2 protein-coding genes are annotated in these 9,370 nt (G+C 61.5%); both read left to right on the forward strand.

The annotated features are described in order from the left end of the window. Nucleotides 1-1,413: 1,413 nt before the first annotated feature. Nucleotides 1,414-6,243, forward strand: coding sequence for an EAL domain-containing protein (locus ACZM96_RS07535; RefSeq protein WP_489488294.1), 4,830 nt, complete (start codon nt 1,414-1,416; stop codon nt 6,241-6,243). Beyond that, nucleotides 6,240-8,804 (forward strand): chemotaxis protein CheB, encoded by a 2,565-nt coding sequence (locus ACZM96_RS07540; RefSeq protein ID WP_489488296.1) that lies wholly within the window; start codon nt 6,240-6,242, stop codon nt 8,802-8,804. The genes ACZM96_RS07535 and ACZM96_RS07540 overlap by 4 nt, the downstream gene beginning before the upstream one ends. Nucleotides 8,805-9,370 lie beyond the last annotated feature (566 nt).

Here is a 9,370-nt window from a genome sequence, read left to right on the forward strand (position 1 = left end):
GTCCTTTCGGACCCACCTGCGGTGGCCGACACGGATTCCGGCGTGGCCGGAATCCGTGTGAGTAAGGAAGAGATTTCCAGATCTTGGGGAGGGAACACCGAGGGCAGGGGCGTAATTGCAGCCCGGAAAACGTTCTTTCAACGCACTGGGGCCCCGGGCGACGTCAGGAGCCCGGCCGACGGCAGGCAAGCAGCCGGAATTCACTTCCGGCGTTAAGCGCAGCCGCCGTCGTACAAGTGATGCAGTTCGTACAGTGTGTCTTGCGCAAACGGGCGACGGCAGCCGCCGGGCGCTCGCATGTCTGCGCCCACCTGCGGTGGCCGACTCCTATCCGACAAAAGTCGGACAGTCGTGTCAAAGGAAGAGATTTCCAGATTTTTTGAGGGAACACCGAGGGCGGGGGCGCAATTGCAGCCCGGAAAGTCGTTTCTCAACGCTCTGGGGCCCCGGGCGACGTCAGGAGCCCGGCCGACGGCAGGCAAGCAGCCGGAATTCACTTCCGGCGTTAAGCGCAGCCGCCGTCGTACAAGTGATGCAGCTCGTACAGTGTGTCTTGCGCAAACGGGCGACGGCAGCCGCCGGGCGCTTGACTGTCTGCGCCCACCTGCGGTGGCCGACTCCTGTCCGGCAAATGTCGGACAGTCGTGTCAAAGAAAAGGATTTCCAGATATTTATCGGAGAAGGAATCGGCCCGGCGTGGTGGAGCCGATTTCGGTTCAGCCGCCGGGCGGGGAAAATGTCTGCCGCAAGGCCGTCTCTCAACGCACTGGGGCCCCGGGCGACGTCAGGAGCCCGGCCGACGGCAGGCGCGTAGCCGGAATTCACTTCCGGCGTTAAGCGCAGCCGCCGTCGTACAAGTTCCGCAGTCCGTACAGTGTGTCTTGCGCAAACGGGCGACGGCATCCGCCGGGCGCTTGGAGGACACGCCTGCACTGACTGCGCAGCCCGAACAGCGCCCGCCAGGACTTTCCGCCTGCGTGGAACTCACCTGTCGAAACTCCGAACGCCATTTTCAGCAACCCGACCGGCATTCGCCCCGCCTGCTGAAGCAGCGTCAGCTGCGAAGCAGAACCAGGGGGGACCGGGGGGGAATTATTTCCCCCGGCGGGGTTCGGGGCGGAGCCCCGCTGTCTTTCCTGACACCCTTCCATTCAATCCGGGGCGGAGCCCCGCTGTTCTTGTCTGATCTCCATCCTTTTCTGTCTTTCTGTCTTCATCTGTTGTTGTTTTCCGGTGAATATTTGTCAGGGTTCTTGACAGTGGGGGGAGTGGGGGAGATAGTGAAAAGAATTATAGCTCAGGGTTGTGGCTGTTCGGGCTTTTTCTCTTGCTGTGGGGGCGGGGGAAGGAGTCTTTTTGGGGGGCTTTTCCGCACGGGGCGTCCATGAGTAACTTAGGGGAAGAGTCGCGGTTATGACGATAAGCAGCGGTTTTCACTTATCTGATCTTCAGTACTGGCGCGAATTGAAGATACTTGCGGAGCGCGCGTCGCGGGATGTATTGTCCGGTCTTTTGAATCGCGAGACGGCGACGGACTATATTGAGCAGTGTTTACGTCACATGCATCCCGGGGACATGTGTGCGTTGTTCATTGTTGATCTGGACAATTTCAAGCAGGTGAACGACACGCTGGGGCATCAGGCCGGGGATCAGGTCATCCGTCTGGCGGCGAAGGCGCTTTCGGGGTGTTTTCGGGCGACGGACATTGTGGGGCGTCTTGGCGGGGACGAGTTTTTTGCGCTGATTTCGGGGCCGATTACGGAAGATGCGGCGCGGGAGAAGGCGCAGAGCATCTGTGAGGCGCTGCAGTTTTCGATTGGTGTGAATCCGACGCTGCATGTGAGTTCGAGCGTTGGCGTGTACATAGCGTCCGGGGAGACGCGGGCGTTTGAGAAGCTGTACGAGCGTGCGGATGCGGCGTTGTACGAGGCCAAGGCGGAGGGGCGCAACCGGTATCACATCAGCAGCGGGGATGAGGCTGAAGAAGGCGAGCGCGAAACGGAAGTGCTGCCGTATGCGCCTGTTCAGCTTCAGGCGCTGCTGGAGCACATGGAAGAAGGCGTGGCGCTGCTGGAGGTTCAGGAGAACACCAGCGTGGTGTACGCGAGTCCTGCGCTTTTGCGCATGCTGGGCGCGGATCCGGGAAGTGTGGTGCTGCCGTGTGATCTTTCGTCGTTTTCCGGGATTCATCCTGACGACGTGCCTGAATACGATCGTCTTTTGCGTGAGGGCATGGCGAGCGGCCGGGGTTTTGAATACGAGCATCGTTTTCTGCGGGACGGAGTATGGCGCTGGTGTCGGGCGCGGGTGACGCGCATGCCGGCGTCTGGCGGCCGGGTGTCGATGCTGGCGCTGGTGCGGGATGTTTCAGGTTCGCGCAAGCGTGAGGATGCGCTTCTGGAGGAGAGCGAGCTTTTGAAGCTGGCGCTTGATCGCGGATCGCGGGTGCTCTGGGAGCTGGACGTGTCGTCGCGTCGATTTGTGCTGTTCAACAGTCGGCGTCGAGTGAACACGTCGTCCATGCGGGTGGAGAATTTTCCGGAAGGCCTGATTGAGCGCAAGTGGGTGCATCCGGATTCCGTTTCCCGGTTCCGGGAGTTTGCGCGGGACATGCTGGGCGGACGTCCTGCGGGCGGCGGAGCGTTCATTCTGCGGCACAAGATGAGCCGTCGGTACGGGTGGTTTTCGGTATACTATCGGGTGCTGCCCGACGGGGATCGGCGGCCGCTCAAGGTGATAGGCATTGCGGAACCGCTTTCCGGGGGCATGCTTTCGGGCGGAGGGATATCCGGCCGGGAGCGGCTGTGGGAGGCGCTGCGTCCGAATCTGTTCTGCTATCTGCGGCTTGATCTGACGCGCGACCGTGTGGAGGCGCTCTGGTCGGAAGGGCGGACGTTTACGCAGCATTTGCGCGGCGTGAGCAGTATGGAGCTCCTGAAGTGGGAGAAGAAGCGACTGTTCCGGCGGGAGGACAGGGATGAATTTCTGTCGGTGTTCGGTCGGGATGCGCTGCTGGAGGCGTTTGCGCACGGCTCGGAGTGGGTGACGCGGGAATATCGCCGCGTGGACGAGGGCGGCATGGTGCGCTGGCTGTCGTACACGGCGCATCTGGCGCAGAATCCGCTTTCCGGGGACGTGCAGGCCTTCGGCTTTCTGCAGGACACGGAACGGCGGCATGCGCGGGAAGCGTCGCTGGTGCGCAGCTCAAGCGATTTGCCGGTACACGGCATCTACGGGCGCGACATGGCCCGTCGCCTGGCGGAAAACGTGCTGGAGAGCGGAGGTTTTCCGCTGCACATGCTGGCGTTCATACGGGTGTTCGGGCTGTACGGGCAGGAAGCGCAGCGCAGGAGGCGTTTCATCTCCATGGCGTTTTCGCTGCTGCTCGGTTCCGACTGCGTGATAGGCGAACACGGCGAGGATGCGTTCACGGTGTTTCGTTCCGACGCCGCGCCGCGGGTGGTGACGCGGCAGCGCATGGACGAAGTGTTTGCGTTCGTGCGTCAGGCGCTGTTCGACTGCGGCATGGCGATGATTCCGCGATTTGTGGCGGCGGTGGCCTGTGCCGATCTTTGCGGCACGGACTATGCGGCGCTGCTGCGGCGGGCCGAGCAGATGTGCGGCGAATGGGAAAACGCGCCTTCGGACGTGATTGTGTTCATTGACGATCTGTCGCCGTTCCAGCCCGAGCGTTCGGACGGGGCGGCTCTTTCCGGGATGGAATCCGGCGTGCGGGACGGCTCTGCTATCACGGCGTCGGGCGGCTCGGCGGGGCAGACTCCGGGAATCGCTGCGGGCGCAATGGAAAGAGTGCTGGATGAGCGCGTGACGGCGGGCCTGGCGGCGTCGAATCTCGGCGCGGCGGGCGGCTCATCGTCCGGGGCGGCGGCCTTCGGCGCGTCGGCTGCGGGAACGTGTTCTGCCGGAGCCCCGGCAAACGGGGAGGCTGTCTTCGGCGCGTCTTCCGGAACATCGGCGTCCGGGCCTGAATTCGGAATGGTTGCGTCCGCGCCCGGCGTCGGGGCGGAGCTTTCCGCGGCGGCTTCCGCGGCTTTCGGCGCGGCGGCCCCTGAAATCTTTGGCACGACGCAAGTTGCCGCTTCCGGCACGGGAGCTCCCGCGGATTCCGGCACGGCGCTTTCGGGCACGCCATCCTCCGCAACTCCCGGAACGGCAGCCTTCGGAACCTCGCCCCTCGCAACGCCCGGAACTGCGGCCTCTGGAATTTCGTCCTTCGCGCCTCCCGGAACTTCGCCCCTCGCGCCCCTCGGAGCCTTGCCCGCCGGCGGGGCGGCATCGGCTCCGGCCGTCGGCAACGCTGCTTCCGGCGCTTCGGTTTCCGGCATGGCGGCGGTCGTTTCCGCCGCGGCGGCGTCTGCGGCGTCGGCGGCTGCATCCGCCGCAGCTTCGGCCGTCCGCGCCGAACGCGCGGCTTCTTCCGTGGATCTCAACGTGGCTTCTTCCGCCGCGCCCCGCACGGCCCGGCCCGCTTGTCCGCAGGAGGGCGCGCAGGACGCCGAACCGGCGCGCCGCCTCTCCGACAAGGGCAAGGATACGGCCCTTGCCTGTCTGGAAGCCCTGCTGCTGGACGAGTCCCCGGACGTCGTCATGGCTGAGGTGCTGCGGAATCTCGGCGAATATTATCAGGCGGACAGAGTCTATACCCTCGGCCTTGCCGACGACGGCCGCAGCGTGCGCGCCACCCACGAATGGGTGAGCGACGGCCGCAGCAGCCTGAAAAAGCAGTTTTCCGACATGCCCCTCGACAAGCTGCCCATGTGCTGGCGCGCCCTGCGCGAGAATGCGCCCCTGCACATGCGCAGCAAGGGCGGCCGCTGGAGCTATGCCGTGTTTCCCCTCGCGCCGGAAGGCGGCGCGCCCGACGGACTGCTTTGCGTGGAGAATCCGCGGGCCCGCATGGACGGCGACGGCCTGTTCGCCGCGCTCATGCCGTATCTGGAACGGTCGCTGCGCGCGTCCGGTCAGGGGCGGGATTCCGTCATGCGCGACACGCTCACCGGTCTGCAGAACCTGCGCGCCTACATGGACAAGGTGTGTCTGCTCACGTCCGACGCCTATAGTTCTCTGGGAGCGTTCATTCTGGACATTCCCGGGGCGCTGGATCCGCGGCATCGCGCGGGGCGGCGGGATTCGTGGCGCATTCTGTACCTTGCCGAAACCCTGAGCGCCGTGTTCGGTCGCGACCTGCTGTTCCGCACCCGCAGCGACGAATTCGTGGCCCTGTGCGCCAACAGCACCCAGAACGTGTTTCTTGCGCGGGTGCTGAGGGCGCAGTCGATGCTGCAGCGGCGGTATCCCGGTCAGCTGCGCTTCGGCTATTCGTGGGCGGAAGGACTCTTTTCCGGCGACAAGCTGGTCAAGGAAGCGCGCACCATCATGCTTTGCGATCAGCTGGAGCCCACGGCCGGCGGAAGGGCGCAGCCCATGCTCGGCGTGCGCGGCCCCGCCGTGGCGGGCATGGCCGGTCTGGAGAGCTTTACCATCTACTTTCAGCCCAAGGTGGATCTGCGCACCGGCGATCTCGTGGGCGCGGAAGCTCTGGTGCGCGGCCTCGACGGTTCGGGCCGGGTCATTGCGCCCGCCCGCTTCATGGACGCCATGGAACGCACGGGCGTCATCCGCGAGGTGGATCTGCACGTGTTCAATCTGGCGCTCTCCGCCATGGAAAACTGGCGCGTGCGCGGCTGGAAGGTGCTGCCGCTTTCCGTGAACTTTTCGCGCGCCACCATGCTGAGCGCCTCGGCGCCGGGATCGGTGCTGGCGCTGTTCAGCCGGTATCCGCAGATTTCGCCGAACCTGCTCGAAATCGAGGTTTCCGAGAACGCCGGCGATCTGGAAAACCGCACCCTCGAACGCGTCATGGAAGGTTTTCGTCCGTTCGGGGTGCGCTTCGGTCTCGACGACTTCGGCACGCGCTACGCCAATCTTTCGGTGTTCGCCAACGTGGCCTTCGATACCGTGAAGCTCGACAGAAGTCTCATCAGCGGCCTGTCGCACAACGCCGTAGGACGCGCCCTCGTGGGCGACATCGTGCGGCTGTGCGCGGTGCGCAACATGACCTGCGTTGCCGAAGGCGTGGAGAATCAGGCGCAGATCGACGCCCTGCTTGAGGAAGGCTGCATGATCGGACAGGGCTTCTATTACGGCCGCCCCATGTCGGTGGCGGACTTTGAACGCAGATATCTGCGCCCGCAGCAGGGCCAGGAAGGAGTTGCTCCATGACGGCAAAAAACGGCAACGATTCCGACGCATTGTGCGTGGAACGCAACAGGCGGGACGCTCCGCTGCTCATCGTGGGCATAGGGGCTTCGGCCGGCGGTCTGGAGGCGCTTCAGCAGTTCTTCGTGAGCATGCCCGACAACAGCAATCTGGCGTTCGTGGTGATTCAGCATCTCTCGCCGGATTACAAAAGTCTCATGGCCGAGATTCTGGGCAAGCACACCGGCATGACCGTGATTCAGGCCGAAAACGGCATGAAGGTGGAACCCAATACCGTGTTTCTCATTCCGCCCAAGAAGAACATGACCCTCAAGGACGGCAGACTTCAGCTCTTTGATTATCCGCCCGTGGGAATCAATCATCCCATCGACATCTTTTTCACGTCGCTGGCCGAGGAGAAAAAGGAATATTCCATGGCGGTGGTGCTTTCGGGCACGGGGTCCGACGGCACGAACGGCGTCAAGTCGGTGAAGGAGCACGGCGGTCTCGTGCTTGTGCAGGAACCAGCTTCCGCGCGCTTCGACGGCATGCCCCGCAGCGCCATCAACACCGGACTCGCCGATTTTGTGCTTTCCCCGCACGACATCGCGCGGGAGATACTCAATTTTTCGCATTATCCGGCGCTCGGCGAGGGCGAGGCGGAGGAATCCCTGCTCTCCAACGACGAGGATACCCTGACCCGCATTTATCTGCTGCTGCGCAGGGTGAGCGGCATAGATTTCACGCACTACAAGCGCAGCACCGTGCTGCGGCGCATCGAACGGCGCATGGTGGTCACGCATTGCCCCACGCCTTCGGATTTCGCCAAAATGCTTGAGGAAAACAAAAATGAGGCGAATCTGCTCGTCAAGGATATCCTCATCGGCGTGACCCGCTTTTTCCGCGATGCCGAGTTTTTTGAAAAGCTCAAATATACCGCGGTGTACAGCATACTTGAGCACGGCGACGAAAAGGAGCCCGTGCGCGTGTGGAGCGCCGGATGCTCCACCGGCGAAGAAGCCTATTCCCTGGCCATACTCTTCCACGAGGCCATGGAGGAAAAGCATCTGCACCGCGACGTGAAAATCTTCGCCACCGACGTCGATACCCACGCCATCGAACAGGCGGGCAAGGGCGTGTTTTCCGAAAGCATTGCCGACGACGTTTCTCCCGAACGGCTGGCCCGTTACTTCGTCAAGCGCAACGATCAGTATCAGGTGACCAAGGAAATCAGAAAGATGATCGTGTTTGCGCCGCACAACATGCTTTCCGATCCGCCCTTCGGCCGTCTTTCGCTCATAAGCTGCCGCAACGTGCTCATTTATTTTCAGCCCGTGCTCCAGAAGGGACTTTTTGCCATTTTCCACACGGCGCTCAAGAACGGCGGCTTCCTCTTCCTCGGCAGAAGCGAGACCGCCAGCGAATACAGCAAGGTGTTCACGCCGCTGTGCATCACCGAAAAGATCTACGTTCACCGCAACGAGGGCAAGGTGGACGATTTCATAACGCCGTCCTTCAGCATTCCCAAGATTCAGCCCTGCCTGCCCGGCGCTTCCTGCATGGCCCGCAGGGAAGAGACGAGCTTCGCCCTTGAAAGCGTCTATACTCGTTTTCTGGAAAAGTTCCTGCCTGCCGCCGTGGTGCTCGACGATCAGAACAACATTATTCACTTTTTCGGCAACTACGCCGATTATTTGAATATCGCCCCTGGCAAGGCCACCTTCAACTTCTTCTCGCTGGTCAATAAGGATATCAATCTGGTGTCCTCCACCGCCATCAGCCGCTGCCGCGTGGAACGTTGTCCCGTGACCTATACGGGCATATCCGTGGATACCGCTTCCGGCCGCAAGGTCATTGATTTGTCGGTGCAGCCCATCTTCGACGATGCCGATGTTCACACCGGCCTGCTGGCCATCCTGTTCCTTGAGCAGCGCGACCTGCCCCTCGGCGGCGTGACGGAAAAGTACGATATCGACACCACCGCCGCGCAGCGCATCGTCGATCTTGAACACGAACTCCAGGTCTCCCAGAACGACCTGCGCTCCACCATCGGCGAACTTGAAACCGTCAACGAAGAACTCCAGGCCGCCAACGAAGAGCTTCTCACCGCCAACGAGGAACTGCAAAGCTCCAATGAGGAACTGCAATCGGTCAACGAGGAGCTCTATACCGTGAACTCCGAGTTTCAGCAGAAGCTCGACGAACTCACCACCATGACCAACGACCTGTCGAACTTCCTGTCGTCCACCATGACGGGTATCCTGTTCGTGGACAGCAAACTTCATATCCGCAAGTTTACGGAGTACATCGGCAGGGAATTCCAGCTCGTCAGCCAGGACGTGGACCGTCCCCTTCAGATCTTCGCGCACAGCTTCCCCGATGAAGATATCGTTGCCGACGCAAAAACCGTCCTGAAAAACCTCGCGCCCATCGACAGAGAAGTCACCGGCATGAACGGCCGCTTCTATACCATGCGCATAGCCCCCTACCGTACCACCGAAAACAGTATCCAGGGCCTCGTCATCACCGTCATCGACAGCCTCGGCGAGGGCTGGAAAAAAGTCGATCCCCCCGCTGAAGAGTAGGAAAGGCAGAAAAGGCAGGAAAGGCATGCGGGGGAAATAATTCCCCCCGCGCCCCCCTGATTCTGCCTCGCAGCTAAAGCTGCTTCGGCAGGACAGGGTGAACGGGATGATTATGCCCGGAGCTATGGGCAGAGGGGGGAGTGCAGCCGGAAGGCCGTCTCTCAACGCTTGGGGTGGACCTGCATCGTGCTGCGTTTCACCCCATGTCGCAGACCTGACCAAAGGGATTGTGACTCAATAGCACGCGGAGCAATGCAGGCGGTCAAGTCCATTGCAGTTCCACCAGACCTGAGTTTCAAGGGATTATGACGAATCATGATTTCTTTAATCTTTTTCATAATGAACCCCGTTTTAATAGACCTGACCAACGGAGGGATTATGACCTCTTCCTTCAATTATTTTCTTATGACTTTTCTAAAGGTTACGTTCTAAGAGGCCTGATTCAAAGGTATTGTAGCCCGTCATTATTGGGTGCGTAGTATTTTTTTACTGGCTATTTTCCTCCTCACAAATGAGTGCCAAGGCAGTTCTGCAACGAGCTGCCTTCTTTTATCGGCAAACGGCGG

It is taken from the genome of Mailhella sp. (assembly GCF_057866825.1).